25 protein-coding genes and 1 pseudogene are annotated in these 26,079 nt (G+C 68.7%); 17 read left to right on the top strand and 9 right to left on the bottom strand.

Annotation, left to right across the window (positions count from 1 at the left end; all coding sequences use genetic code 11):
- Positions 1-22 precede the first annotated feature (22 nt).
- Together MKW14_RS30675 and MKW14_RS30670 are read right to left on the bottom strand one after the other, a co-directional pair.
- On the bottom strand, positions 23-3,934 hold the full coding sequence (locus MKW14_RS30675) for a DUF6531 domain-containing protein (protein ID WP_240868024.1): 3,912 nt from the start codon (positions 3,932-3,934) through the stop codon (positions 23-25).
- Positions 3,935-3,944: 10 nt separating this feature from the next.
- The gene (locus tag MKW14_RS30670) at positions 3,945-4,667 is read right to left on the bottom strand and encodes a WXG100-like domain-containing protein (protein WP_240868022.1); all 723 of its coding nucleotides are present in this window, start codon (positions 4,665-4,667) and stop codon (positions 3,945-3,947) included.
- Between the two features lie 286 nt (positions 4,668-4,953).
- Between MKW14_RS30670 and MKW14_RS30665 the strand changes: the two genes are divergently transcribed.
- From MKW14_RS30665 to MKW14_RS30615, 11 genes are all read left to right on the top strand, one after another.
- The gene (locus MKW14_RS30665; protein WP_240868020.1) at positions 4,954-5,364 is read left to right on the top strand and encodes a hypothetical protein; all 411 of its coding nucleotides are present in this window, start codon (positions 4,954-4,956) and stop codon (positions 5,362-5,364) included.
- A 453-nt stretch (positions 5,365-5,817) separates the two neighbouring features.
- Entirely contained in the window at positions 5,818-5,955 is a 138-nt protein-coding gene (locus tag MKW14_RS30660; RefSeq protein ID WP_240868017.1) for a hypothetical protein, read from the top strand.
- Between the two features lie 402 nt (positions 5,956-6,357).
- Positions 6,358-7,083 (top strand): hypothetical protein, encoded by a 726-nt coding sequence (locus MKW14_RS30655; protein ID WP_240868015.1) that lies wholly within the window; start codon positions 6,358-6,360, stop codon positions 7,081-7,083.
- Between the two features lie 17 nt (positions 7,084-7,100).
- A complete protein-coding gene (locus MKW14_RS30650) occupies positions 7,101-7,949 on the top strand; it encodes a hypothetical protein (protein WP_240868013.1) in 849 nt (282 codons plus the stop codon).
- Positions 7,946-9,253, top strand: coding sequence for a TadA family conjugal transfer-associated ATPase (locus MKW14_RS30645; RefSeq protein ID WP_240868010.1), 1,308 nt, complete (start codon positions 7,946-7,948; stop codon positions 9,251-9,253). The genes MKW14_RS30650 and MKW14_RS30645 overlap by 4 nt, the downstream gene beginning before the upstream one ends.
- 38 nt (positions 9,254-9,291) lie before the next feature.
- Entirely contained in the window at positions 9,292-10,233 is a 942-nt protein-coding gene (locus tag MKW14_RS30640; RefSeq protein WP_240868060.1) for a type II secretion system F family protein, read from the top strand.
- Positions 10,230-11,153 carry a type II secretion system F family protein gene (locus MKW14_RS30635; protein ID WP_240868007.1) on the top strand — a complete coding sequence of 308 codons (924 nt, stop codon included), beginning with the start codon at positions 10,230-10,232 and terminating at the stop codon, positions 11,151-11,153. The genes MKW14_RS30640 and MKW14_RS30635 overlap by 4 nt, the downstream gene beginning before the upstream one ends.
- Positions 11,154-11,215: 62 nt before the next feature.
- Positions 11,216-11,467, top strand: coding sequence for a hypothetical protein (locus tag MKW14_RS30630; protein ID WP_240868004.1), 252 nt, complete (start codon positions 11,216-11,218; stop codon positions 11,465-11,467).
- A 33-nt stretch (positions 11,468-11,500) separates the two neighbouring features.
- Entirely contained in the window at positions 11,501-11,965 is a 465-nt protein-coding gene (locus MKW14_RS30625) for a TadE family protein (protein ID WP_240868002.1), read from the top strand.
- Positions 11,965-12,381 (top strand): TadE/TadG family type IV pilus assembly protein, encoded by a 417-nt coding sequence (locus MKW14_RS30620; protein WP_240868000.1) that lies wholly within the window; start codon positions 11,965-11,967, stop codon positions 12,379-12,381. Before MKW14_RS30625 ends, MKW14_RS30620 begins: the two co-directional genes overlap by 1 nt.
- A complete protein-coding gene (locus MKW14_RS30615) occupies positions 12,378-12,839 on the top strand; it encodes a TadE/TadG family type IV pilus assembly protein (protein ID WP_240867998.1) in 462 nt (153 codons plus the stop codon). Before MKW14_RS30620 ends, MKW14_RS30615 begins: the two co-directional genes overlap by 4 nt.
- Before the next feature lie 10 nt (positions 12,840-12,849).
- On the opposite strand, the gene MKW14_RS30610 is transcribed toward MKW14_RS30615, so the two are convergent.
- Positions 12,850-14,247: a sigma-70 family RNA polymerase sigma factor gene (locus MKW14_RS30610; protein WP_240867996.1), complete on the bottom strand. Its 1,398-nt coding sequence runs from the start codon at positions 14,245-14,247 to the stop codon at positions 12,850-12,852.
- Positions 14,248-14,470: 223 nt separating this feature from the next.
- On the opposite strand from MKW14_RS30610, the gene MKW14_RS30605 reads away from it, so the two are divergent.
- Complete coding sequence (locus MKW14_RS30605; protein ID WP_240867994.1) at positions 14,471-14,884, top strand: SsgA family sporulation/cell division regulator; 414 nt, start codon at positions 14,471-14,473, stop codon at positions 14,882-14,884.
- A 26-nt stretch (positions 14,885-14,910) separates the two neighbouring features.
- Here MKW14_RS30605 and MKW14_RS30600 read toward each other — a convergent pair whose 3' ends face one another.
- Positions 14,911-15,267, bottom strand: coding sequence for a hypothetical protein (locus tag MKW14_RS30600; RefSeq protein ID WP_240867990.1), 357 nt, complete (start codon positions 15,265-15,267; stop codon positions 14,911-14,913).
- Positions 15,268-15,378: 111 nt separating this feature from the next.
- Here MKW14_RS30600 and MKW14_RS30595 point away from each other — a divergent pair, with 111 nt between their 5' ends.
- From MKW14_RS30595 to MKW14_RS30585, 3 genes are all read left to right on the top strand, one after another.
- Positions 15,379-16,026: a hypothetical protein gene (locus MKW14_RS30595; protein ID WP_240867989.1), complete on the top strand. Its 648-nt coding sequence runs from the start codon at positions 15,379-15,381 to the stop codon at positions 16,024-16,026.
- Positions 16,027-16,182: 156 nt separating this feature from the next.
- Positions 16,183-20,730, top strand: a complete 4,548-nt coding sequence (locus tag MKW14_RS30590) for a DUF6531 domain-containing protein (protein ID WP_240867986.1) — start codon at positions 16,183-16,185, stop codon at positions 20,728-20,730.
- Positions 20,715-21,368: a hypothetical protein gene (locus tag MKW14_RS30585; RefSeq protein WP_240867984.1), complete on the top strand. Its 654-nt coding sequence runs from the start codon at positions 20,715-20,717 to the stop codon at positions 21,366-21,368. The genes MKW14_RS30590 and MKW14_RS30585 overlap by 16 nt, the downstream gene beginning before the upstream one ends.
- On the opposite strand, the gene MKW14_RS41645 is transcribed toward MKW14_RS30585, so the two are convergent.
- On the bottom strand, positions 21,313-21,444 hold the full coding sequence (locus tag MKW14_RS41645; protein WP_374116615.1) for a DUF397 domain-containing protein: 132 nt from the start codon (positions 21,442-21,444) through the stop codon (positions 21,313-21,315). The genes MKW14_RS30585 and MKW14_RS41645 overlap by 56 nt on opposite strands.
- A gap of 237 nt (positions 21,445-21,681) precedes the next feature.
- Between MKW14_RS41645 and MKW14_RS30575 the strand changes: the two genes are divergently transcribed.
- Positions 21,682-22,164 (top strand): hypothetical protein, encoded by a 483-nt coding sequence (locus MKW14_RS30575; RefSeq protein WP_240867981.1) that lies wholly within the window; start codon positions 21,682-21,684, stop codon positions 22,162-22,164.
- Positions 22,165-22,287: 123 nt separating this feature from the next.
- On the opposite strand, the gene MKW14_RS30570 is transcribed toward MKW14_RS30575, so the two are convergent.
- The gene (locus tag MKW14_RS30570) at positions 22,288-22,491 is read right to left on the bottom strand and encodes a DUF397 domain-containing protein (RefSeq protein ID WP_240867978.1); all 204 of its coding nucleotides are present in this window, start codon (positions 22,489-22,491) and stop codon (positions 22,288-22,290) included.
- A gap of 10 nt (positions 22,492-22,501) precedes the next feature.
- The gene (locus MKW14_RS30565) at positions 22,502-23,251 is read right to left on the bottom strand and encodes a DUF5753 domain-containing protein (protein WP_276622221.1); all 750 of its coding nucleotides are present in this window, start codon (positions 23,249-23,251) and stop codon (positions 22,502-22,504) included.
- Here MKW14_RS30565 and MKW14_RS30560 point away from each other — a divergent pair.
- Positions 23,147-24,046, top strand: a pseudogene (locus MKW14_RS30560) (hypothetical protein). The gene MKW14_RS30565 and the pseudogene MKW14_RS30560 overlap by 105 nt on opposite strands.
- 81 nt (positions 24,047-24,127) lie before the next feature.
- On the opposite strand, the gene MKW14_RS30555 reads toward MKW14_RS30560, so the two are convergent.
- The gene (locus MKW14_RS30555) at positions 24,128-25,156 is read right to left on the bottom strand and encodes a hypothetical protein (protein ID WP_374116614.1); all 1,029 of its coding nucleotides are present in this window, start codon (positions 25,154-25,156) and stop codon (positions 24,128-24,130) included.
- Between the two features lie 50 nt (positions 25,157-25,206).
- Positions 25,207-25,860, bottom strand: a complete 654-nt coding sequence (locus MKW14_RS30550; protein ID WP_240867975.1) for a hypothetical protein — start codon at positions 25,858-25,860, stop codon at positions 25,207-25,209.
- Positions 25,861-26,079: the final 219 nt, after the last annotated feature.

Below are 26,079 nucleotides of genomic sequence, written 5' to 3'. Positions count from 1 at the left end.
GTCCGTCGATGCCGTCGTCGTCTCAAACGCAGCTGTCAGCCGTGTTGGGGATGACGATGCGGTTGGTGTGTTTGTCCGGATCCTTCCGCAGCGCCCGTCTGGTCTTCGCGTCCGCATGGTAGGGCGTGAACTTGAACCCCTTCTCGCTCGTGGCCTCGATGGCGATGCTGTGGGGCCTGGTGTCGTCCGGGCTGTTGTAGAGCGGCGTCACCTTGTACTTGACGACATGGCCATCCTGCACCGCCTTGGCCACCTGGCGCTCGTAGTGGTACATGACGGGCGCGTTCGCACGGGCGTGCACCGCCATGAAGTTCTCGACGTCCTTGTTGGAGCCGCCGAGGGACGCGGCGAGCAGGTGGGTGCGTTCCAGCCCGATCCCGTTCTGCCAGCCCGGAATCCTGCTGCCGGCGAGCTGCGGACCCGTGATCTGTCCGAGCATGTCCTTGTGGATCTCCGCGACGACCCCTTCGGGCCGCCCGTTGGCCCCGGTGGTGTGCGTGACGCGGCCGCCCCAGGTCGGGTCGACGGGGTTGCCGTCCTTCCAACCCGGCAGCGTCCGGTACTGCGTTCCCAGGCCCAGCGGATCCGCCTGAGCCGTCGGGTTCGGTACGTACGCGCTCGGGTTCGGTGCCGGCTCCAACCCCAGTGGATCGGGCGTCGTGTAGCGCGCCGTCGCCGGGTCGTAGTGGCGGAAGAAGTTGTAGTGCCAGCCCGTCTCCGGGTCCGCGTACTGGCCCGGGAAGCGGAGGGGGCAGTCGGCCTTGGGGCTGGCGCCGACCGGCAGGGGTTCGCCCCAAAGAGTCGTGCGGTGCTGCCAGGCGATGTCGCCCTCGGGTGAGACCAGTTCCGTCGGAGTGCCCACCGGGTCGGTGAGGACGGCGTGGAAGTCGGTGCCCGCGGTGAGCTGGGCCAGGGGGACGCATGTCTCGGGCAGGTACTCGAAGGTGACCGAGCGGCCGGTCTCGTCGGTCTGCTCCGTGAGCGTCGTGTTGAACCAGGTGAAGGTGATTTGTTGCACGACTTCGCCCGACTCGTCGAGGCGGTGTTTGGCGATACGACGGCCCGCCGCGTCGTACGTGTAGCGCCAGACCGTTCCGTCCGGCGTGATGGCCTCGGCGAGCTGGTCCTGGGCGTTCCAGCGGTAGTGCCGGACCCGGCGGCCGCCCGAGAGCAGGCGGGTGGTCGCGCGGATCACCCGGCCGTGTGCGTCGTAGCGGTAGCGGGTGCGGCCGGAGCGGGTGAGGACCGTGCCGGTGAACGTGCGGGCGGTGTCGTCCGGGGACTCGGTGAGCGGAGTCTCAGCGTGCGTCAGGTTGCCGAGGGCGTCGTAGGCGTAACGTTCGCTCCAGTCGCGGGCCGTGACGGTGGTGACGCGTCCCGAGGGGGTGAGGTTCAGCCGGCGTGCGCCCGTGGTCAGGTCGTCGATCTCCGTGAGGAAGTCGTCGGCCCGGTAGGAGTAGCTGCGGAGTCGGAGCGGGACCTCGCTGCCGTCGTGCGTCAGCCGCTGGGCGGTGAGGCGGTTCGTTCCGTCCCAGGTCTGGTGGAGGCTGAGCCCCCTGCCGAGCTCTCTGCTCGTCTCCCGGCCCAGTGCGTCGAAGCCGAACGCGATGCGGTTGCCGGCCATGTCGAAAGCGGTGGGCAGGCCCGTCGCGTCGTAGGAGAAGGCCGAGACCGTGCCGGCGGGGGTGGTCCGACGGATCGGGTGCCCCATCGCGTCGTACTCCACCCGCACCGTCCGTCCGTCCACCGTTTCCGACAGCAGGCGGCCCACCGCGTCGTACTCGCGCCGCAGGTCGGACGTGGCGGTGCGGGCCCGGATCAGGTTTCCCGCGATGTCGTACTCATAGGTCGTGACCTCGTCGTCGGCGGTGGAGGAGGTGAGGCGGCCGAGGGCGTCGCGGGTGAAGGTCAGGGTCTCGTCCGCCGTGTTGGTGCGGGACACGATCCGGCCCGCCGCGTCGTAGGTGTAGCGGATCCTGCGGCCGTCGAAATCCGTCTCCTCCAGCAGGCGGCCCGCCGGGTCGTAGGTGTAGGTCCATGCGTCGCCGAGGGGGTTGAGCACGCGCACCAGTCGGCGTTCCGTGTCGTGCTCGAAGGCGTACGACGTCCCCTCCGCGTCCGTCGTGTCCGTCAACAGGTCGAACTGGCCAGGGGATTGAGTGACCCGTCGGCCGCCGGGATCCGTGTGGGCGACCGGATGGCACTCCGCGTCGAACTCCCAGGACTCGCGCCGCCCGTCGGAGCGTTCCACCCACGAGACCAGACCTTCCACCGTCCAGCCGACGTGGATGGTGTTGCCCAGGGCGTCCGTCGCCTCGGCGATACGGCCGAAGGCGTCGCGCACGGCGCTGGTGGTGGCGCCGCGGGCGTCCGTCACCGACAGCAGCAGGCCGGCCGCGTCCGTCTCGCAGCGCTGGACCGCGCCGAGCGGGGTGGTGACGGCCTCGATGTCACCGTACTCGCCGTAGGTGTACGAGGTCCGGGCGCCCAGCGGGTCCACTGTCGCGAGGAGGTTGCCGCGGTCGTCGTACTCGCTGCGCCAGACGGCACCCGAGACGTCGGTCAACTCCGTCGGCAGGCCGAGGGAGTTGTACGTGATGCGGGTGACCGCTCCGGTCGGGTCCTCGACGGCCGTGACGCTGCCGTGGGCGTCGTAGGTGTAGCGAGTGGTGTGGCCCAGCGGGTCCGTAACGGCGACGAGATGCTGGTTGTCGGCGTCCCACTCCTGGTGGGTGGTGTTGCCGAGCGGGTCCGTCTCGCGGATCAGACGGTAGGCGTCGTTGTGGACGCAGGTCGTGGTGTGGCCGAGGGAGTCGGTGTAGAGGGTGGTCAGACCGTCTTCCGAGTAAGCGAAGGTCGAGGCCATCAGGCCGTTGTCGGCACCGGTGCGGATCACCCGGCCCGCCGCGTCGTACTCGTAGGAGAAGCGGTTGCCGTTGCGGTCCGTCCACGAGGTTATGCGGTGCTCGGCGTCGTAGGTGTGCCGCAGCGGTACGCCGGAGGAGTTGAACACCTCGGTGAGGTCGCCGAGTTCGTCGTAGCCGTAGCGGGCGAGGAGGGTACTGGTGCCCGGGCCCTCGGTGTCGAGGAGGTGGTAGCCGGTGACGCGGGGGAGGCTGGGGTGGTGGTCGACGGCTATGCGGTAGCCGCCGTGGTGGGTGATGAGGGAGGGGAGGCCGCGGTCCTCGTCGTACTCGAGCTCCATACGGCGGCTGTTGCGGTCCTCGATGCTCACCAGGCGCAGCACGATCGAGCCGGGTCGCTCCGGATGCGGGCGGGCCTGGTCGAAGGCGAGGATTCTGCCCGAATCCCCGATGAGCATCGGGGTGTTGGGTTCGCCGCTCCAGGTGAGCGGTAGGCGGGGGCCGAGGACGGGGTAGGTGGGGCCGTCGGCGGTGGGCGGCGGGTAGAGCAGCAGCATGCCGTCCGATGACACGAACTCCACACCGTCCGCGCTGAGTTCCAGGCGCTGGTCGAGAACGGACGCCCAGGACGGCCCGAAGAGGCCTCCGTGCCGGTAGTTGGAGAGGTGGGTGCGGGTCAGGGTGAGAGGGAGGGCGCCGGGGAGGGACACGTCGGTCACCGGCAGGACCATCTCTCCCGTGGCCACGTCCACGGGGTCGTTCTTGCAGTGGCGGGAGCCGAAGGTGCGGGACCACAGGGAGCGCAGCTTGTCGAGCTTCGGGTGGGCGGCGGCGGCCGTCGCGGCCTCGGCACCGGGGTGGCCGTGACCGGCGTGCGGGCCGTGGGTCCTGGGAAGGTGGCCGGCCTCCTGGGCGAGGCGCTCGTCGGTCTTGCGTGCTTCCTTCACGACCGTGTGCAGGTGGTCGGCGACCCGGTGGTGGCCCTTGGCGAGAGCCTTCGGGATGTGCTCGCCGATGTGGTCGATGATCTCCACCACCGGCTTGACGAGTTTGTTGACTATCTCGCTCACGCCTGCCGCGTCATCCCGTCTTGAAAGTGAGGTGCCCGGTGTGGTGCCGGAGGGTGCGGCCGCCGTCGAGATTCGCCTTCGACTCGCCCTTGATCGTGTTTGCGTGGCCGAGGATGCCGTCGTAGTCGAGCTTCATCCTGGGCGCGGGGCCGCCGAGCGCCTCGTGGGCGATCTCGGCGAACAACAGCTTCTCGACGGAGCGGTCGATCTTCTCCTTGATCGGGCCGGTGATCTTTCCGACCAGGATCGAGACGACTTCGCGCTCGAAGTTCTGCATGATGCCGTTCATCAGCCGCTGCTGGATCTCGATCTCGGCGGCGGCCGCGAGATCGGACAGGCCGAGGGTGACCGCACTGGCGGCGATGTCCATCCCCAGTTCGCCGGCCGCGATGCCGAGTTGGACGATGCACTTGTCCTTCATCACCTCGACGCCGACGGCCGCGTCGTCGAGAGCGGTGGCCAGCATCCGGCAGGCCTCGATCAGTTCCTTCATGTGCTTGCTGGACTGACCGGCCCAGGCTTGGGCCAGAGCGGTGTAGGACTGGGCCGCGTAGACCTCTTGGAGGTCACCGGTCACTATCTTGTGACTGCGATCGTGCGAACTCTCGGCGTCGTGCGCGTATTTGCGCAAATGCCGAGCGGCTTCGCGGAGTTGGTCCTCGTCGATCTCCGGCCAGTCGAAACCGAGGACGTTGATCACCTCGGCCAGCCAGTGCGGTAGGTTGATCGCCACTGTTTCCCACCCCCCGTGACCCGAGCATCGGCGACATGCTCATGGCAACCCGATCGAGGATAGGCCGGGCGGGGAAAGTCGAGGTCAAACGGCCCTCAAGAGCCCCTCAAGATCCCGTCGGCGCCATTCCAAGTCTTCACTTCGGCAAAGCAATGCCGTCCCCGAGGGCTGGGAGCGTGTCGTCCTGGACCTCGACCGCTGGCCCCACCGCATCGACAAACTCGTCAACCGCGGCCTGCGCCGTACGAAGGCCACCCCGCAGCTCAAGGCGGCGCTCGCGGAGCGGATGCGGGCGCAGGCGGAGGCGGCGCATGCCAACGGCGGGGTGGAGATGTACGTCGTCAACCAACTCCTCGGCCAGATACCGGTGTCCGCCGGACTCGTCGTCACGCTGCTCAAGCCCCCGCCCGGTACGGCCGCCGGCGAGCTGTCCGACATCGCGCTCTCCCTGGGCGCCCGGGGTGAGGACGTCACCATGACCGACCTCCCCGCCGGTCCCGCCGTACGCCACCTCTACCGCCGCCGCCCCGCCCCCGACGACGCGGACGGCAACAAGCTCACCGTCACTCACCTGGACGTCTACCTCGCCGTCCCGCAGGCCGACCAGCGGCTGCTGCTGTCCTTCTCCACCCCCATGGAGCCGCTCGCCGACGCCCTGGTCGGCCTCTTCGACTCCATCGCCCGCACCCTGCGATGAATGGCCTGATGCCCCCGTTCTCCTCGTCGACCGTGCGTCTGAAGGCGCCGGACGACGCCGTCCGCCTGCCGGTACGGGAACCGGTCGACCTCGCGGCCTGGGCGGCGCAGGCGGCCCGGGCGCGGACGGACGACGAGGGGCTGGTGCCGGCCCTGGCCGAGGAACTCCGGGAGGCCGCCACGGACGCCCGCACCCGCGGCCCCGTCACCGCGCTGTCGTACGTCCCGGAGCCCCGCCGGGGTGAGTTGGCCCGCATCGAGCTCTCGGCGCTGCTCGCCGACGACACGTACCCGACGATGACGGCCGACCTCCTGGCCCGCTACCTCACCACCATCACGGCGAATCTCCTTCCGCCCACCCGAGGCCGAGTTCCGCGACCTCCCGGCCGGCCCCGCGGTCCGCGTCCGCCACGCCTACGTTCAGGACACCGACCGCGACGGCACGGGGACTGTCTTGAAGACCTGCGCGTACGGGATCGTGCCGGACGAAGGGTGGGGGCTGGTGCTGCTGACGTCCTGGCGGGCGGTGGCCCGGACCGACGAACTGTGCGCGCTGACCGACGAACTGGCCAGGACCGTCACGATCGGATGAACCGCGGACCGGACCGCGGACGGGCAAAGATCATGACACGGTGGCTCAAAGGCTTCGTGAGCGAATCGTGCAGGCCTCATGGGCGGCACGTGATGAACGTCCCGGTACGGGTGGGATGTCGGGGCGGTGCCGGATTCACTGACGCACAGGTGGCCGAGGGTTCCGAGGCCGTGTCCAACTGGGGAACACCCGCCTTGAGTTGCAGGTGGATAACGGTGTGCGCGGTGCGGTCCAGGAGTCAGGACGCGCCTTGAGGGGCTTATGTGCGGCTGATACGGTGCCATGGCTTGACACTCACTTCTGTGCTGGACAACCCGCCGGTCGCAACCCGGGGTCAGTGGTCGGGAAGTGTGAAGTGTCCATATTGGTAGGCAATTTCTTGGGTGTACGGGGAGCTGTTGCGTGAAGATCCAAGAGCGTACGGGGGCGGGCGCGGGACGTTCCGCGGTGCCGGCTCAGCCGTCGGTCGGTGACCGGCTTCCCACCCCTCCTCGCGAGCGCAAACCGGCGTTGGCCGCGTTGGCGGTGCTGTTGATCCTGGTGGGCGCGTTGGGCGCGACCATGCTGGTGCTCCAGGTCGGCGACCGGATCGAGGTCGTCAAGGTCACGCAGCCGATCCCCGCCGGTGGGTCGGTGAACAACGGCAACGTGACCTCCGTCATGGTCGCGAAGGACAGCAGCATCCACTACGTCGAGTGGTCGCAGCTGGACGCCCTGAAGCAGCTGAAGGCCCTGAGCGCCATTCCCGCCGGCGCCGTCGCCGTCGGTGAGATGTTCGGCAGTGCGTCCGGTATCGCACCGGGCAAGGCCCTCGTCGGTCTCTCCCTCAAGGCCGGCCAGTTCCCGGGCAGCATCAAGCAGGGGGACATCGTCGCCGCCTACCGCGTAGCCAGCGACACCGGTTCGAGCACCGGTTCCGGTTCCGGGTCGTCCTCGTCCTCCGCAAGCGGCAACTCGCTGATCGTCGACCGCGCCACCGTGACCAGCGTGCCCGACGCGAACAGCGGGGACATCACGAGCAGCACCAACAAGGCGTACACCGTGAGCGTCGACAGCGACAAGGCCGCCGCCCTCGCCCAGGCCGCCTCCAACGGTGACGTGGCTCTCGTGCTCGTCTCCAGCAAGTAGAAGGCGGCACAAGAGACATGGCCCTCATCGCTCTCGCCGCCGACAAGGGTTCCCCCGGCGTCACCACCGCCGCCGTCGCCCTGGCCGCGGTCTGGCCGCGTCGGGTGCTGCTCGCCGAGACCGACCCGGCGGGTGGCGACCTGGTCTACCGCAGTGCCGCAGCGCACGGCGGACCGCTCAACCCCAACACCGGCATGCTGTCGATAGCCGCGACCGCGCGCCGGGGCCTCGTACCCGACCAACTCTGGGACCACGTCCAGCCGTTGAGCGGCGGCCTCGAAGTGCTCGTCGGGCTCGGCATCGCCGAGCAGGCGGCCGGTCTGGCCGGGCTCTGGCCCACCCTCGGGCACGCCTTCGCCAGCCTCGCCGACTCCCCGAACGCGCCCGCCGACGTCATCGCCGACTGCGGACGCATCAGTGGGGACACCCCGGCCGTCGACCTGTTCCCGCACGCCGCGCTCGTGCTGCTCATCAGCCGGACCGAGCCCGAGGCCATCGCCCGCGTCCGCGACCGCGCCCTCGCGCTCGCCAACAAGCTGCACGGCGGCCCCCGTGGTGCCGCGAGCCTCGCCACCCCGCTGATCGGCGTGATCCTGATCGCCGACACCAACAGCGCCGGCAAGATCGCGGGCCAGGTCAACGACATGCTGGTGCACGCCCAGACCGGCGCCCGCGTGGTCGGCACCATCGCCGACGACCCCGCCGGGGCCGACCAGTTGGCCGGCCGCAAGCGCGGCCGACTGGAGAAGTCCCTGCTCATCCGCTCGGCCCGCAAGGTCACCGCGGACCTCTACCAGCAGTACGGCGCCGCCTGGTCCGTACCGACCCATGGCCAGGTCAGCGGCCATGCGGGGGCCGGGGCATGACCGCTGTCGACCACCAGTTGGTCAAGCGGTTCCGCCAGGACGCCGGTGACCGCATCGCCGAGCAGCGCCGGCTCGACCAGGCGAACAACGTCACGCCGATGTCCACCGAGGACGAACGGCAGTACGCGCGCGCGGTCATAGCCCAGATCCTGGAGGAGTACGCCCGCACCGAGATCAACGCCGGGCGCACCCCCCTCGACGCCGAGACCGAGGAGCAGTACGCGGCCGCCGTGCACGCGGCGCTGTTCGGCGTCGGCCGGCTCCAGCCGCTCCTCGACAACCCCGACGTCGAGAACATCGACATCAACGGCGCCGACCAGGTCTTCGTCGGGTACGCCGACGGTCGCGAGGTCGTCGGCGATCCGGTCGCGGAGACAGACGAGGAGCTCATCGAGCTGATCCAGATCCTCGGCGCCTACTCGGGTCTGTCCTCCCGGCCGTTCGACTCCGCCAACCCGCAGCTCGACCTCCGGCTCCCCGACGGTTCGCGTCTGTCGGCCGTCATGGACGTGACGAGGCGCCCCGCCCTGTCCATCCGCCGAGCCCGCATGGGCAAGGTCTTCATCTCCGACCTCGTCGGCAACGGGACGCTGGCCCCCGAGGTCGCGCACTTCCTCGCCTGCGCGGTCCGGGCCCGCAAGAACATCATGATCGCCGGGGCCACGAACGCCGGCAAGACGACGCTGCTGCGCGCCCTCGCGAACGAGATCCCGCCGCACGAGCGGCTCATCACCGTCGAGCGCGCGCTGGAGCTCGGGCTCGACACCTTCCCCGAACTCCACCCCAACGTCGTGGCGTTCGAGGAGCGGCTGCCCAACTCCGAGGGACAGGGCGCCATCACGATGGCGGAGCTGGTCCGCCGGTCGCTGCGTATGAACCCCTCCCGCGTCATCGTCGGTGAGGTGCTCGGCGACGAGATCGTGACCATGCTGAACGCGATGTCGCAGGGCAACGACGGTTCGCTGTCCACGATCCACGCGAACAGCTCCAGCGAGGTCTTCAACCGCATCTCCACCTACGCGCTCCAGGCGTCCGAACGGCTGCCCATCGAGGCCAGCCAGATGCTGATCGCGGGCGCGGTGAACTTCGTCGTGTTCATCCAGCGGCGCAACAACTACCAGACGGGCGGCCGCCTCCAGCGCATGGTCACCTCGGTCCGCGAGGTCAACGGCGTGGACGGCCGGGTGCTGTCCAGCGAGGTGTTCGCCGAGGCGTCGGACGGCCGGATCGTGCCGCACGCGCCCATCGCGTGCCTGGAGGACCTGATGCAGCACGGCTACCGGCCCACCGGAACGTGGGGGTGACCATGACGAACTCCGTCGCACTCGGTTCGCTCGGCTCCATGGGCGGCCTCTTCTCCACCACCGTCCTGTACTCGATCGGCTCCGGTGTCGCCGTCGGCGGCGGCCTCGCGCTGTTCATGGTCGCCGTACGCGGACTGCCCGTGAAGCCCGCGCACGAGAAGCAGAAGGCGGCCGAGCGGGCGAGCGAGCTGATCCGGTTCGCAGGGCAGCGCGGATCGCTCGCCGCCATCGTCGGCCTGGTCGTGCTGCTGCTGACCCGCTGGGCCGTCGCCGGGATCGCCGCCGGTGTCCTCGTCTTCTTCTGGGACCGCCTCTTCGGCGGCGCGGGAGAGGAACGGGCCGCCATGCGGCGCGTGGAGGCCCTCGCCTCCTGGACGGAGTCGCTGCGCGACACCATCGCCGGCGCGGTGGGCCTGGAGCAGGCCATCCCCGCGTCGGCGCGTGCCGCGGCCCCGGTGCTGCGTCCGCACCTGGACGCGCTCGTCGACCGGCTCCGCTCCCGCACCCCGCTGCCCGACGCGCTGCAGCAGCTCGCCGACGAGATCAACGACGCGTCCGCCGACATCATCGTCGCGGCCCTCATCCTCAACGCCCGCCTCCGCGGCCCCGGTCTGCGGCAGGTGCTGGGCGCGCTCGCGAAGTCGGCGCGCGAGGAAGTGGACATGCGCCAGCGCGTGATGGCCCAACGGGCCTCCACCCGCCGCTCGGTGCAGATCGTCGTCGCCGTCTCGATCGCCTTCGTGCTCGGCCTGTCCATCTTCAACCGCGACTTCGTCGCGCCGTACAGCACGGCGGTCGGCCAGCTCGTTCTCGCCTGCGTCTGCGGCCTGTTCGCGCTCGGCTTCTGGTGGCTGCGCAAGCTGTCGACCATCGAGACGCCCGAACGCTTCCTGGTCCGCGACGAGTCCGGGGTGCAGTTCGTCCGGCCGCGGATGCCGGCCCAGTCGCCCGTCCAGTCGGAAGAGGGGGTACGACGGTGAACCTCACCATGCCGGTCGTCGTCGGCGCGGTCCTCGGCCTCGGCGTCTACGTCCTCGTGCGCGCCCTGATGCCGACCAGGCGCAGCGCGGTCTCGCAGGTCGCCCGCATTGACGCGATGCGAGCGCGCGGGGCGGCGTACGAGTCGGCGCGCACCGCACGCGACCAGGGCCGGCTCGGCTCGCTGCGGGCCGAAGTCGGCGAGCGGGTGGCCGAGTTCTACATGCAGCAGGGCTGGGAGCAGCGCTCGCTGCGGGCGGACCTCGCGGTCCTGGACCGCAGTTGGGAGAAGTTCCTCGCCACGAAGGTGCTGCTGGCGGTGGCGGGTCTGTTCTTCGGCCCGTTCCTGTTCGCGGTCGTGTGGACGCTGGGCTTCGGCCACAGCCCGATCATCCCGGTCTGGCTGGCGCTGATGTTCGGTGCCGTCTTCTTCTTCCTGCCCGACCTGGAGGTACGGCGGGACGCGGCGGAGAAGCGGCGCGACCTGAGGCGGGTGATCGGCGCCTATCTGGACCTGGTCTCGATGAGCCTCGCCGGTGGCCGCGGTCTGCCCGAGGCGCTGATGGCGGCGGCCGAGGTCTCCGACGGCTGGGCCAACCAGCGCATCCGCAACGCCCTCGCCGACGCCCGTATCACCGGTGTCAGCCAGTGGCAGGCGCTCGGCGCGCTCGGCGAGGAACTGGGCGTCGAGGAGCTCAAGGACCTCTCCGCCTCGCTCGCCCTGGTCGCCGACGACGGTGCCAAGGTCCGAGAGTCCCTCGCCTCCCGCGCCGAGACCATGCGGCACCGCGAACTCGCCGAGATCGAGGGCAGCGCGGGCGAGAAGTCCCAGTCGATGCTCGTGGCCCAGCTGCTGCTGTGCGCGGGCTTCCTGGTGTTCCTGATCTTCCCCGCGGCGATGCGGGTGTTCCAGGTGCAATGACGAGATCCCGTACCACCAGCGCCATCCAGCCGGCGAACCGCTTCTGAGAGGAACAACTCACCATGAACACAAGGAACTTCACCACCGGCATCCCGGCCGTGGACTTCCTCGTCACCTTCCTGCAGGGCCGGGTGCAGCGCGCCCGCTCCGGCGAACTGGACCGCGGTGCCTCCGCGGTCGAGTGGGTCATCATCTCCGCGGTCGTCGTGGCGATCGTCGGCGTCGTGGCCGCCATCATCAACGCGGCGCTGAGCGACGGCGCCAACAAGGTCGGCAACTGCATCAAGGGTGCCCAGGCCAGCGGCACCTGCTGACAACGGGATGTTTTCACGACGGGGTTGAAGAGGATGCGGGCACACGTGGGCAGATGGACGCGCCGCAGGGTGGGGGCCGTACGAGAGGCGGCGGCAACCCGCGGCGACTCCGGCATGACCGCGATCGAGTTCGTGCTGCTCACGCCGGTCCTCTTCTTCATGATCTTCGCGACCGTGCAGTTCGCGCTGTACTTCTTCGCCGACCACGTGGCGCAGGCGGCGGCCCAGGCCGGCGCCCGCAAGGCCCGGGCCACGGCTCATGACGAGCCGGGCGGCTGGCGGGGCGAGGCAGGGGACGTGGTGGACAGCTACATCCGCCAACTGGGCCCGCAGCTCGTGCTGTCGCCGGACGTGAAGATGCTGCAGCCGGAGCAGAACACGGTGGGTGTGGAGATCACGGCACGGATCCCGACGGTCTTCCCCGGGCTGAACCTGACCGTGCACGCGCAGTCGGAGGGACCGGTGGAGCGGTTCGTGCAGGACAACGGGGGGAACTGATGAAGGGCCCGGAGAGCCTCAGAGGCGACGACCGGGGACTGTCCACCATCGAGGTGGTGATCCTCGCCCCGGTGATGATCCTGTTCATCCTGGTGCTGGTGGCCTTCGGTCAACTCGTCGACGGGCGTGGCGCGTTGGACGGCGCGGCGCGGGACGCCGCCCGCGCGGGCTCGATCCAGAAGGATCACGGGACCGCGATGGCCGAGGCACAGAAGGCGGCGGAGGCGGACCTCTCGGACGTCTGCTCCGGCCCGGTCTCCGTCGTACAGACCAGCCAGGGCTTCGAGCCGGACACCATCTTCACGGTCGAGGTCAGCTGTCAGGTCCGGGGCCTGGCGATGCTCGGCCTCGACGTCCCCACGACCCTTACGTCCAGCTTCAGTTCGCCCCTGGACCCCTTCCGGAGGACGGCGTGAGGAATGTCGTGCGCACATGGTGGTCCGCGCGCCGGGCGCGGCTCGACGACCGCGGCTCCGGCGCCGGCGCGGTCATCATCTTCGCCATCGTCTTCCTGTCCCTGTCCGCCTTCGTGATCGACGGCGGCCTGTCCATCTCCAAGCGCGAACGGGCCGCCGACATAGCGGAACAGGCGGCCCGTTTCGCGGCCCAGGACATCGACCGGGAGGCGCTCTACGACAACGCGGGCGGCCCCGCGCCGATCAACTACCAGGACTGCGACGCCCGGGTGAAGACCTTCGCCCGGCAGATGGACATGTCCGGCGCGGACATCGCCGCGACCCACTGCGTGGCGGCCGACGCCGAACAGGTCCAGGTAGAGGTCCAGTTGACGTACACGCCGGTCTTCACGGGGATGTTCTACGGCGGTGACGTGGTCGTTCACGGCCAGGCGGTGGCGCAGAACGAGGTCGGCTGAGGCGCGGGCCTCAGTGGTGCGGGTGTCGGTGCCCGGGTCCGGCCCCGTGTTCGTGCCCAGGTGACCCACCGCAGGTGTCGGTGGGATCAGGAGTGGGCGCGGGATCGGTCTCCGTGGGCGGGGTGACCGGGGGCGTCTCGCCGTCGTCCGGCGGGGGAGTGGTCTCGTCGACGGGCGGCGGGCTGTAGGTGGCCGGGGGCGTCGGTTCGTCGCTGGTTCCGCCCGTGGGCGGGGGAGCGGGGTCCGTCTCCTTCGGTACGGTCGTCGGCGTCGGCGTCGGGGCGGGCTCGCTCGGTGCGGCGGTCATGGGTACGTCCGTGGACGCGTCCCGGGGCTCCGAGACGGCCGTACCGGCGGCTGCCTTCGTCGCGGCGACCAGGTCCACCGGTGTTGAAGTGCCCGCAGCCTCCCCGGACTTCACCCGCCCCTTCTTCACCGACGGTCCCACCGGCGCGTCAGTCCCCGGCGTCCGCAGCGCCGGTCCGTCCGCCACCGGGATCCGGCCCGACGGAGCGGTGGGCGAGCCGCCGGTGTCGAGCACGAGGACGAGGACGGCCGCACCCACCACGACCACCCCGGCCGCGGCGGCCACGGGCTTGGACCCACCGCCCAACGCGTGCCGCACCCCGTGCAGCACGCCCTGGGCGCCCGTCGCGGAACCCGCCGTGGCGAAGGCGAGCAGGAACTTCCCCGCGCCGCCCATCGCCAGCACCAGCAGCGCGGGCCCGACCAGCGCGGGCAGGCGGTCGTTGGCGCTCATCAGTGCCGCGAGCCGCGCCCGGCAGTCCTCGCAGCCGTCCACATGCCCGAGCAGCCGCTCGGACTGGCGCGCGGAGGCCGCTCCGCGCACGTACGCCGGCATCCGAGCCCAGTGCACCTGGCACGCGGGATCGTCGGGCGCCCCGGTCTGCGCCCGCAGGAACGCCTGCCGCATACCCTCGCGCGCCCGGTGCAGCAGGACGGCGGTCGCCCCCTCCTTGGTGCCGAGCTGCGGCCCGATCGCCGCCAACGGCTGTCCCTCCGCCTCGGCCAGCCACAGCGCCTTCACCCACCGCTCGGGCAGCTGCTCCAGCACCCGTACGACGAGGTCCACGGAGGACACCCGCTCGGCCGGATCACCGCCCTGCGCGGGCACCTGCACCTGCTCGCCGCCGTGCGGATCCCGCGGAGTCTCGCGTACGGCGGTACCGGCGGCGGTCGCGAGATGGCGGACCGTCGTCATCAGGTACGCGGGGACGTTCTCGATCTCGTGCCCCTGGGCCAGCCGGCGCCAGACCCGGAAGTGAGCCTCGGCGACGAGGTCTTCGGCGGCATGGGCGTTGCGGGTGAGCGAGCGGGCGTACGCGACGAGGCGGGGTTGCTGCTCCTCGTAGACGCGGGCATACGCGGCCGTGGAACCGTCGGGCATGGCGGAACGCTCCAGTTGCTGCCTGCTGGGGGCGGGACGGGGCAGAAGGTTTGTAAGCCTAGATGGCCAAACTTTCAATCAAAGTTTCGCGAGCACCGTAAAGTGACGCACGTCACGCCGGAATCTTCCGTACCGGCGTAATGCGATCGCCACTTGCGTGCTCCAAGAAGTGCAAGGACTCACCGGCACCGCCGCCCGCGCCCGACCCCGACGGAGACCGCTCGTGTACATAGCCCTCGAACAGCCCACCGGCGCCCATCTGCTGACGCCCGACGACGAGGAACTGGCGGTCCCCGTGACCCTCCGCTACAGCTCCGAGGACCCGCTGGCCGTGCACCTCGTCTTCCCCGCCTGGATCTCCCTGGACGAGGAGGAGGTCACCTGGACCTTCGCCCGCGCCCTCCTGGAGGAGGGCCTGGACACCCCGGCCGGCCTCGGTACGGTCCACGTCCGTCCGTACGGCCCGACCGGCACGACGGTGGAGTTCCGCGCCCCGGAGGGCGTGGCGGTCGTCCGCTTCCGGACGTCAGACCTCCGCACGTTCCTCCACCGCTCCTACACCGTCACGGAGCCGGGCGGTGAACCCCTCCGGCCGGCGCTGGACCGGGGACTGGCGACGCTGTTCGGGGCGGCGTGAGGCGTCGGTCGGCCTGCCTGTGACCCTCAGTCTGCCTGGCTGTGCCCCTTGCCGCCGCCACTGGCCTGTCCCTCCGGACGGACTGCGTCCTCGGCCTTCTTCGCCAGGTCGACGTCGAGCTTCCTGAACTCCCGTACGACCGTGTCGGACATGTCGGCCAGGGCGTCCAACTGCTGGCCGATGTCCTCGCGTCCGTCCTCCCAGTTGGACTCGAAGTCACCGAGCGCGTCGTTGACACTGCCGTCGCCGATGTCGTCGCGGTAGGACTCGAAGAGCTTCTTGGTGTGGTTCAGTCGGGACTTGAGTGAGCGCAACTTGCCCCCGTACTCCTCGAGTTCGCTGAGCGGCAGCGCGAGGTCGCTCTTGCCCTTGCCCTTGCCCATGCGTCCGTCCCCCGTTCCGGCGATCTCGTAGTCTGGGCGCCACCGTACAACTCAACGATGTTGGCACGAGCGATCGAAAAGACTTAACGAAACGGGGGAACCGGATCCGTCATGGCCCGCTACATGGAGGCGCTGACCGTCGAGCGCGGAGGTTTCCGGATCAAGGTCCCCGAGTCGTGGTGGGAGTTCGACGTCCGCCCCGAGTCGCGCGACGACTCCATCCGCCTCATGGTGAGCGAACGGGTGCGGCAGCACCCGGAGTTGGCGCCGCACCGGGACACGTACGTCACCTTCCTGCGGAAGGCGGCGGCGGACGCGTGGAAGTCGGGTGCCCTGTACTGCGGTTGCATGGCGGAGAGCTTCGGCGGCGAGACGCCGATCACGGGTTCGGTGACGGTGTCCCTGGTCGGCGGCCGCACGCGTGAGGGCGCACCCCTGTCCACCGACCCCGCCGCGATCGCCGCGGGTCTCGCGCCCAAGGAGGCCAGGAAGGAGGGGGACTCCTGGCGGAAGGTGACGACGGTCGAGATCCCCGGCGTGGGCCCGGCGGCCCGCACCTACGGCATCGAGGACATCGCCGTGCCGGACGACGCCCTCAACCGCACCCTCCGCGCCGTCCTCATGCAGACGTTCATCCCCGTCCCCGGCCAGGAGGGCAAGGTCGCCCTGGTGGCGGGCAGCAGCCAGGTCCTGGACCTGGCCGACTCGTTCTTCGACATCTTCGACGCGATCACGTCGACGTTCCGCTTCACGGGGTGAGCCGGGTTGGGGCGGGTTGTGCCGGTTGAGCCGCGCCAGGAAACCGGGTTGACCGGGATCACGGCCGGACCTCCTTCACCTCGAACGTAAGTGCACGGTAAGTTCGCGTGTGCATACGGGTGTTGACGACGATGTGCGCGTGACGGGGGTTGCGGAATGGCGGGGCAGCGGCCACGGGACTGGTATGTCCTGGACCTGGACAGGGACCCGACACCGGGTGACCCGGACCGCGTACGGACGCTCGCCAGAACGCTGCACGAGTTCGCGGAGGACGTCTCCGGCGCGCTGAAGGTCGTCAAGAGCATGGCGGACGACGACGCGACACTGCAGTGGGCCGGCAAGTCCGCGGACGTCTTCAAGGAGGAGTTCTCCGGCGTCCCGAAGAACCTCAAGAAGCTGAAGAAGTCGTACGAGATGTGCGGCGACGCCCTCGCGGCGTACTGGCCCAAGCTGGAGCGTGCGCAGGCACTGGCGGACAAGGCGCTGGCGAAGGGCCGGGAGGCGCAGCACGACCTGTCCTCGGCCAAGTCCCGTCTGGCGTCCGCCGATTCCTGGGTGACCCGGGCCACGAAGGAGGCCGACAAGTACAAGGACGACCCCACCGGCAGCAGGTCCGCCGCCGACAGGCCCGACGAGTCCAAGGTCCGCGCCGCCACCCGCGACGCCCAGGCCGCGAAGTCCGCCCACACCAAGGCCCAGTCCGCCGTCACCGACGCCCAGGACGCCCTCTCCGCCGCCAAGAAGATGGCCGAGGACGCCCGCAGGATGCGCGAGGACGCGGCCCGCGAGGCGAAACAGAAGATCGACGACGCCTCGGACGCGGGCATCCAGAACCGCTCGTGGTGGGAGGACGTCGGCGACTGGTTCGAGGACAACTGGGACACCATCGTCACGGTCTGCAAGGTGGTCGTGACGGTCGTCGGCATCATCGCGATGATCATCGGAGGCCCGATCCTGGGCGCGATCGTCCTGGTGGCGGCCCTGGTCGTCCTGGCGGACACCCTCTACAAATACTCCAAGGGCCAAGCGTCCCTGTGGGACGTGGGGTTCGCGGCGCTGGACTGCATACCGGGGGGCAAGGGGATCACTTCGCTGGGGAAGCTGGCGAAGGGGATGAGAGCCTTCGGCAAGACCGGGCTGAAGGGCATGGCGCTCGGTGTCCGGGGCTTCGGCAAGACCGCCCGTGTCCTGGGCCGCCAGATGAAGAAGCTCATCACGCGCGGCGACCCGGTCGACCTGGCCACCGGCGAGCTGGTCATGTCGGCGACCGACGTGATGCTGGACGGTGTTCTTCCCCTCGTACTGGAACGCCACCACCGTACGAGCGTCCGCAGTGGCCGCTTGCTGGGGCCTTCCTGGACGTGCACGCTCGATCAGCGTCTGCTGCTCGACGACGGGGGCGTGCGGCTCGCCGTTGACGACGGCATGGTGCTGCACTACCCGGTCCCGGATCCGGACGTTTCCGTACTGCCGGTGGAAGGACCCGCCTGGCCGCTGAGTTGGGACGCGTCCGTCGAAGGCGGACTCGCCGTTCACCATCCGGAGACGGGCCGCACGTTGCGTTTCCGGCCGCTGCCGGACCACGCGTCGGCTGAACTTCCGCTGTCCACGATCAGTGACCGGAACGGCAACACCGTCACCGTGACCTATCGGGCGGACGGAACGCCTGCGGAGATCACCCATCACGGCGGTTACCGCATAGCAGTGACCTGCGAGAATGGCAGAATTACGGAACTGGCCCTGCACAGTCACCCCGAACGGCCGACCCTGGTCCGTTACGGTTACGACGACCACGGCAATCTCTCGGCCGTCCACAACTCCTCTGGGTTGCCCCTGCGGTTCGCCTATGACGACCACCGGCGCCTCACGCGCTGGGAGGACCGGAACCACGTCTGGTATAGCTTCGAGTACGACCGCGGCGGCCGCTGCGTGGCCGGCCACGGCATGGACGGATTCCTCTCCTACACCTTCGCGTACGACGACGAAGCTCACCGCACCGTCGCAGTCGACTCGTTGGGTCACGCCACGCACTACCAGTTCAACGATGCCTACCAACTCATCCAGGAGACCGACGCGTTCGGCCACACGGTCACACAGGAGTGGGATCACCGAGACCGTTTGCTGCGCCGCACAGACCAACTGGGCCGCTCGCTGACCATGGAGTGGGACCAGGCGGGCCGTCTCACCTCCGTCCAGCTGCCCGACGGCTCGGTCTCCACCACTCGCTACAACGACCTCGGCCTGCCGGAGGAGATCACCGAGTACGACGGTGCCGTCCTGCGGCAGGCTTGGGACGAACACGGCAACTGCGTATCACTGACGACCGCCGACGGGGCGACCACCGTCTTCACCCGCGAGCCGACAGGTGCCCTGGCCACGCTGACCGACGCGACGGGCGCCGTCCACCGCTTCACCAACAATCCTGCCGGACAGCCGACTTCCGCCACCGACCCGCTCGGCGCGACCTCCACCTACACCTACGATCCCTTCGGTCGGTGCGTCGCCGTCGTAGACCCGCTGGGTGGCCGGACCCTGCGAACCTTCTCCCCCGAGGGACTCCTGACCTCGCGAACGGGAGCCGACGGCAGCGTGGAGAGCTGGACCTACGACGGCGAGGGCAACCAACTCACCCACACCGACCCCCTGGGCCGCAGGACCACCTTCGCGTACGGCCCCTTCGACCTGCTCACCTCGCGCACGACGCCGGACGGCGTACGCCACACGTTCACCCACGACACGGAGTTGCGGCTGCTCCAGGTGACCGACCCGCGCGGGCTGACGTGGGACTACCACTACGACGCGGTGGGCAACCTGGTCTCCGAGAAGGACTTCGACGGCCGCACGCTCTCCTATACCTACGACCCGGCACGCCAGTTGCTGAGCCGCACCAACGCCTTCGGCCAGATGGCCGAGTTCGGCTACGACGAGGTCGGCAACCAGATCCGGGCGACGCTGGACGGCAGGACGACCACGTACTCCCACGACCGCGCCGGCCGGCTCGTCCAGGCAGTGGGACCGGACGCCACCCTCGTGTACGCATACGACCGGGGCGGCCGTGTCACCGCCGAGGCCGTCGACGGCAGGGTCCTTTCCACGGGCTATGACGTCCTGGGCCGCCCAGTGAGCAGAACCACACCGAGTGGTGCCGTCGCAGCGTACGGGTACGACGCGGCAGGACGTCGTACGGGCCTCCGAACCGCTGATCGCACCCTGGCGTTCGCCTACGACCACCTCGGCCGAGAGACGACCAGGTGGACCGACACCGGCGTCACGTTCGCACTCGCCTGGGATGCCGGGGACCGGCTCACCGCGCAGCAGCTCACCTCGCCCAGCAGTACGAGTCCTCTCCCGCACCGCAGCTACACGTACAGGCCGGACGGCCACGTGACCACGCTCGACGACCGAACGGCAGGACGCCGCACGTTCGAACTCGACGCCGAGGGACGGGTCCTCACCGTACGGGCGGAGGGCTGGACGGAGTCGTACGCCTACGACGAGCAGGGAAACCAGACACGCGCCGCTTGGCCGGACCGCTACTCCACCCAGGAAGGGCGTGGTGAACGCGTTCACCACGGCAACCGCGTCCTGCGCGCCGGAGGCGTCCACTACGAGTACGACGCCGCCGGACGGGTGGTGCTGCGCCGTCGCACACGGCTGTCGCGCAAACCCGACATCTGGCGCTACACCTGGGACGCGGACGACCGGCTCACCTCGGTGGTCACCCCCGACGGCACGGTCTGGCGCTATGCGTACGACCCACTGGGCCGCCGTGTCGCCAAGCGGCGTCTGAGCGCCGACGGGCGGAGTGTGACGGAGGAGACCTGGTTCACCTGGGACGGTCCGCACCTCGTGGAGCAGACCACGGTTCGCGCCGACTCCGCAGAGGTGTCCACCCTGACCTGGGACCGCGACGGTACCCGACCACTGACCCAGACGCAGCGCATGACGCTTGCCGACGCGCCGCAGGACGTCGTCGACGAGCGGTTCTACGCCATCGTCACCGACCTCGTGGGGACTCCGACCGAACTCGTCACGGACGACGGTGACATCGCCTGGCGCTCGGACGCCACGCTCTGGGGCCTGACCGCGCTGGACGGGGCGTACGACACGTCCACCCCCCTACGCTTCCCCGGCCAGTACTTCGACCCAGAGACCCAGCTCCACTACAACTTCTTCCGGTACTACGACCCGGTCGCCGCGGCCTACATCAGCGCGGACCCCCTCGGTCTGGAGGCGGGCCCGAACCCGCGCGCCTACGTACCGAACCCCCTGTCATGGCTCGACTACCTGGGCCTGCTCACCTGCGCCGAGAACGCCGACCTGCTGGCGAAGAACCTGGCGCGGGAGGGACGGGCGAAGAGCGCGGGCGAGGCGGCGGCTCACCTTGTGCCGTCGGGCATGAAACGGAACGGTGCGGCAGACGCTCGGGCTCTGCTGGAGAAATATGGGGTCGATATCAACGATGCCGCGAACGGGGTTCCGCTGGGGCATCCGCGGCCGCACAACTTCACGCATCGCAAGGTGTTCCTTGAGCGTCTCAATACGCATCTTCAGGTCATGACGGAGCGAATGACGAACAAGGGGTACGGAGCGCGTGCCATCCGCGGTGCGCTCCGTCGGGAATTGCGTTCCATCGGACAGCAGGTCCAGGGGGAACTGGCGGGTGGGCAACCGTCGGCGAATGCGGTATGGACGGCACCATGATGGGTGGTACCGGCGCAACAACGGATAAGGATGAGGTCGCAATGGCTGACGCGCCAGAGACGAGTATGTCGGTGTTCCGGCTGCTGCCGAGCTTGAGTGAATACCGACACCTGCAACTCAACAGTTTCGATTCGCGTCAGCTCATGCGCTGGCAGGATGGAGGAAGTGAGGCAGATCGGCTTGCTCAGCTGCGTGCCGGATGGACGGGTGAGAAACGCTGGGCCATGAGCGACTTCCCCTCCGGTTATCCGGGCGCTCCGGTGCTCAGTCGACGTCTCACGGAGGACTTCGGAGAGGATTTGTCGACTGCTGGCAGCCTGGTGCCTGTTGAGATCGATGGTGCGAGGGGCGACGAGTATTTCCTCTACATCGTGGACGCGGTGGTCGACTGTCTGGATCTCCGTAGGTCATCCAAGCCGAAGCGGCTGGATGGCGAAGTCAAGAAGCCGGTGTATCGTCCCGAGGCACTGCCGATGCATCTGCCAGCCTTCCGCTTGCCACAGTTTCCCACCGCCGTCCAGTGGAACAGCTGGGCGGCCGCCCGACTGGTCGAGCTCACCGGCGACCAGATCGAGGCACGTCTCACCTGGTCGCAGGATCCGGCGGCGAAGCCGCACCCCGATCCATGGGGCTTCTGAGGGCCGCGACGAACGCAGTGAAGGATCCGGCGGGGATGGAGAGGACGCCTCGGGAGGGGGCCTTGGAGTCGCGGATGGTTATGTGGTGCGGCGGATTGCCTCACAGCTCTTTCGCGAGGCTGCGGATGAGCGTCCGAAAGCGGCTGAGTTGTGCGTCGGCGTCGACGAACACCGTGCCATCCCCGCGTACACCATGTTGCTTCCAGCGCCGCCCAAACCGTCGAGGTCGAAGGGGAGGACGCGGACAGTGATGTGGTCGGCTTCGGAGAATTCCAGAATGCAGGTGAGTTTGACGAATATGGAACGTGACGTGATGACTGACGAGACCAAGGAGAGCCTGACGGTGTATCGGCTCCTGCCGAGCCTCAGCGAATACCAGGGCCTGCATCCTAATGGTTTCGATATCCTGCGGACCATGCGTTGGCAACGTGTGGGGGATGAAGCGGACCGGCCCACTCGGTTGCGTGCCGAATGGTTGGGCGAGCGATCCTGGTCCAAGAGCGAGTTTCCCTCAGGCAGCCCGAGCGCTCCAGTGCTCAGCCGCCGCCTCGTCGAGAGTCTCGGAGACGGGCTCCTGGCAGCCGGCAGTCTCGTACCGGTCGACATCGACGGTGCGAAGGACGACGACTACTTCCTCTACCTGGTGGAGCAGGTGGTCGACTGTCTGGACCTGCGCAGATCGTCCAAGCCGAAGACGGGGAGCGGCGAGGTCAAGAAGCCGGTGTACCGTCCGGAAGCCCTGCCGGCGCATCTGGCGGCCTTCCGCCTGCCGCAGTTTCCCCGTGCCGTCCAGTGAACGGCTGGGCGACCGACCGGCTCATCGAGCTCACAGGGGACCAGATCGAGGCTCGTCTGACCTGGTCTCAGGACCCGTCGGCGAAGCCTCACCCGGATCCCCGGGGATTCTGAACCGGTCGGGTCAGGCCGACGGACGTGCGGAGTCGGTCTTGAGAGACAAGACGAACGCCGTGAAGGACTTGGTGGGGAAGGAGAGGACGCCTCGGGCAGGGGTCTTGGAATCGCGTATCGCTACTCGTGTGCGCAGGTTCGCAATTTCTACGCAGTCGTTGCCCTCCCCGCCGCCTGAGAAGGACGACTTCCGCCACTGAGCGGGGGTGGTCATGGCTGGGTCCTCACAGTTCCTTGGCCAACCGGTGGATGAGGTCACGCGACCGCTGAGGGTCGAGTGATGCTTCCCTCACCCTACGGAAGAGTTTCCGAAAGTGCTCCAGTTGGGCCTGGGAGTCGACGAAGGCCGTGCCGTGCGGGGCGTCACGAACCACGGTGTCCAGGTGCGGGACGGCTCCTCCGAGGTACACCATCGCGCTTCCGGCGCCGGCGAAGTCGTCAAGGGTGAAAGGGATGACCCGTACGGTCACGTGGCCCGCCTCGGACAACTCCAGGACGCGGGTCAGCTGGGCTCGGAACGCGGGCCGGCCTGCCACCTTGATGCGGAGAGCGGCCTCATGAATGAGGGTCTCGTACGGGATGGGATCGGGACCCTCGATGATGGCCTTCCGCGTCATCCGGTGACTTACCCGGTGCTCCACCTCGCTCTGCGGGAACTCGGGGTTCATGTAGGAGAAAAGGGCCCGCGCATAGGCCTCGGTCTGGAGGAGTCCGGGTAGGTGGTTGACCGCCACGTCGTGGCGGAACCGTGCGTGGTGATCCAACTCGGCGAGGTCGAGGTAGGCGGCGGGCAGGACACCCCTGTATTCCTCCCACCACCCCCGGGTGCGGTCGGCGGCCATGGCGACCAAGGCACGGATCAACTCTTCATTCGAGCAGGCGTAGTTGGCCGCGAGTCGGCGGACGCGCTCCTCGCTGACGCCGGCCAGAAGGATCCTGCGGGTTTCACCCGTACTCTGCAGCACGTTCTGCATATCCCGATTCCGGAACCCCACGACTTCGCGGTACTCAACGGGGACCTGACGTAGATCGAACCGGTCGAGCGGCGTGTGGACACGTTGTTGCGGGCGGAAACGGGTGAGGGGACGTACCTGCTGGTCGTCGAGTCCCAGGGGAAACGGGACGAGGACAAGCGAAGCAGTTGGGCGTACTACCTCACGTACCTGTAAGCGAAGTACCGCTGGGAGCCTGTGTTGATCGTGCTGACCCAGAGCACGTCCACGGCGCGGTGGGCTGCCCGGCCCATCCGCCTGGGGCTGCCGGGGTGGCACTCGCTGACGGTGCGGCCGCTGGTGCTGAGCCCGGAGAACGTGCCGCTGATCGCCGACGAGGCAGATGCTCAGCGCGATGTCTTTCTCGCGGCCTTCTCGACGATGATTCATGGGAAAGGGCCGGGCGCCGCTGCCATACTGAAACCGCTGGCTGCGGCCTTGGCGATCACCGATACCGACAGTGCGGGGATGCTCGCGCAGTTTGTGGAGTCGTGCCTGGTCGACGACCGGGCCAGGCAGATCTGGAAGGAGCTGATGATGCCGGTCAACTACTTCTTCCGGCATGAAGTCGCTGAGAAGACCCGTGAGGAGGGCCGTGAAGAGGGACGGCTCGAAGATCGTGCGTTGATGGTCCTGCGGATCCTTGAGTGGCGGGGCATCGATGTGCCCGATGCCGTCCGTGTGCGGGTGGAAGGGTGCTCCGACATGGACCAGCTCACGGTCTGGGCGAGGCGGGCGGTGCAGGTGAGTGCGGCGGCGCAGCTGTTCGATGCCTGAGCTGTGGCGGACGCGGTGTGGAGACACCGCTCCATGAGGTGACCGAGGCGGCCGACCTCTTCGAAGCCGGCCGCTCGTACGTCAGCGGTTGATCGCCTGGATTTCCTGGACGTTCATGTCCTGGGTGGTGTCGAAGGTGCCGTCGGGGAGGTCGCCCCTCGTGCCGCCCGTGCCCTGCCAGGAGATCTGCCAGGTGATGCTGGCCTTCAGGTGGTAGGGCGTGCCGTTCGTGGCCTTGAGGTACGTGATGCCGCAGGGCGGGGTCTGGTTGGCGTCGCCCGGCTTGTACTCCGTGCCGATCGAGCCGTCGGCGTTGATGGTGCAGTCGCCGGAGGCCGGGAAGGTCGTCGCGTCTCCCGTACCCGGGTCCAGGTGGAGGGCGACCGGCTTGGCGGTCGTTTCGGCCCAGAGGTTGGTGCGGGGCAGCTCCGCGCGGACCTTGACCGCCTGGAAGGTGCCCTTGTCCAGCCAGACCCAAGTGGGCAGGTTGACCGTGGACTTGGCGGTCGGCTTCAGCTCGATCTCGGTGTCGGGGACCTTGATCTGGTTGTAGGCGTAGTCGGCGAGCATCTCCGGCGTGGGAGCGTGGGGCACCTTGGGAACGACGTTGGCGTCCTGCCAGAACATGATGCGGCCGCAGTCCCAGGAGTCCGGGTCGTTCGCGTCCGGTGCGACGCTGCGCCAGAAGTAGCCGTCCTTGCCTATGTTGTAGTTCTTGTAGCCATCGGCGACGCTGTTGGTGTCGTCGAAGTTGTTCTCCGGCTTGCCGTCCTGGTAGTGGTCGGTCCACAGGCCCTTGCCGTACCAGGACTCGTGAATGCCGACGTCACCATTGCCGTCGGTACGGTCCACGAAGTCCTTCAGTTCCTGGCCGGTGAACACGGGCTCGTACCAGCAGGCGGGGGGCTTCCAGCTGACGTCCACGGATGAGATGGCACCGCGCTTGCCGCCGGTGGGGCCGCTGACCTGACGGACCTTGATCGTGGAGTAGGTGGCGGAGGCGTAGATGTCGCTGCCGTTCTTACCGCCGGAGGAGTTGGAGGTGCCGGGGGAGCCGGAGGACGGGGGCGGGGTGTCGTTGGCGTGCGCGGTTCCGGCGCCGATCAGCACAAGGGTGACGCCGGCGGCCGGGAGCAGGCGTCCGAGGAGCGCGAGCCGCGTCACTTCTGGCACTCCTTCGCCCGCTCCGTGACATCCACGACCGATGTCTTCCAGATCTTGGTGGAACCGCTGGGCGGGAAAACGAGCAACTGGTACTTCACATAGCTGTCCGCGTTCTCGTCGGTGTAGAGGATCTTGCCGGTCTTGATCTCCTTGCTGAAGGACTTGCCCTGGTTCCGGCAGAAGGTGACGAGTTCACGCTTGCCGCCGCTCAGTGAGGTGACGTTGGCGTCGTAGTACTTGTCCGTGCCAGTGACCGTCCAACTGCCCTTCACCCAGGCCTGGATCTGCGACTTGGCATACTGTGCGGCCTGGCCGTTCGAGTAGTACTGGTAGGCCGGGTCGTTCGGATCCTGCTGGGCGATGCCGTGCTTCAGGGCCCGGATGAAGTTCTCCGCACCGGCGAGCGCCGCCGCCTGTTTGGCGTCGGACGGCGTCTCGAAGTCGAACACCAGGTGGAAGTCGCTGGGAACGCTGACGTCGGGAGCGTTCGCGTCGGACGCGGAGGCCGAAGCCGACGGGCTGCTGGAGCCCGTGTCTGCTCCCTTGATGTCGTCCGAGGACGACTTGTCGTTTCCGCCGCACCCGGTCAGCAAGAGTGCCGCCGCCACGGTGAGTGCGGCGGTTGTGGTCGTCAGTGCGTGGCGTGCCACGGTGTTCTCCCCCGAAGTCGGCTGTGTGCAACGGGGAACGAAGTTAGCAGGGGCGGGTAAGGGGGCCTTGAGCGGCGGTGGGGGATTGTGTGGGGAATGTGAGGAGTGGGGGTGTCGCGGACGCGAACGGGCCGATGATCCGGGGGAGGGGAGACCGGGGTGGGGACAGGGGCAGGTCTCAGTCCCGTATCCGGGCTGCGGCCTTGTGAATACGAGTCC

This window comes from Streptomyces gilvus (genome assembly GCF_022513565.1).
Taxonomy (GTDB): domain Bacteria; phylum Actinomycetota; class Actinomycetes; order Streptomycetales; family Streptomycetaceae; genus Streptomyces; species Streptomyces gilvus.
This window is presented reverse-complemented; position numbering and strand designations above follow the sequence as displayed.